This window comes from Aquipuribacter hungaricus, assembly GCF_037860755.1.
GTDB classification, from domain to species: domain Bacteria; phylum Actinomycetota; class Actinomycetes; order Actinomycetales; family JBBAYJ01; genus Aquipuribacter; species Aquipuribacter hungaricus.
The window spans coordinates 1-686 of sequence record NZ_JBBEOI010000503.1 but is presented as its reverse complement, the minus strand read 5'-3'; the positions used below and the strand labels follow the sequence as shown (position 1 = coordinate 686).

1 pseudogene is annotated in these 686 nt (G+C 71.7%); it reads right to left on the bottom strand.

From position 1 onward, the window contains the following. A pseudogene (locus WCS02_RS20875) lies at window positions 1–530 on the bottom strand (IS21 family transposase); the annotation flags it as partial. Window positions 531–686 lie beyond the last annotated feature (156 nt).

The window sequence follows — 686 nt, the reverse complement described above, 5'->3', positions numbered from 1 at the left end:
TGGGTGCCGAACGCCCGGTGCACCGCCTTCCCCGAGCACGACAGCCGGAACGTGAACATCTGGACCTTGGTCCGGACCCCGGCCAGGTCGACCCACAGGTCCGCGAAGTCCACCTCGCCTTCCGCGCCGGGTGCGTGGGACTGCGGCACGAACGCCGTCTCGACTACCCGACCGCCCTCGACGGCGATCTCCGGACGGCGGCGAGCCACGTAGTCACGCACCGTCCAGTACGACACGTCGAGGACGTCGTGCTCCTCCACCAACCTCGCCAGGACCCGGCGGGCGGTGTGCTGCTGCTTGCGAGGCGCGGTCAGGTCCTCCCGCAGCATCGCGTCGATGACCGGCGCCACCCGCTCCAGCTTCGGCGCCGCCCGCTGCGGGACCTTCCGCGCCGGCGGAACTGCGTTGTCCAGCGCCTGTCTCACCGTGCGGCGGTGCACCCCGTGTCGGGCCGCGAGCTGTCGGATCGACAGCTCTTCCCGGCGGTGGTCGCGCCGGATCGCCTCGAACAGCTCCACCCTCGACACCACCTCACGGCCTCCCGCCGCTCGTGGAACGACCCACGACCGACACGATCCACCCCGCGACAGTGGGGCCAGCTCAGGCCGCCACAACGGCGTGTCGCCCCCGCAGGTGGGGCCAAATCAGACCGCCACCCTGGGGCCAGACCACGCTCCCACTCTCAG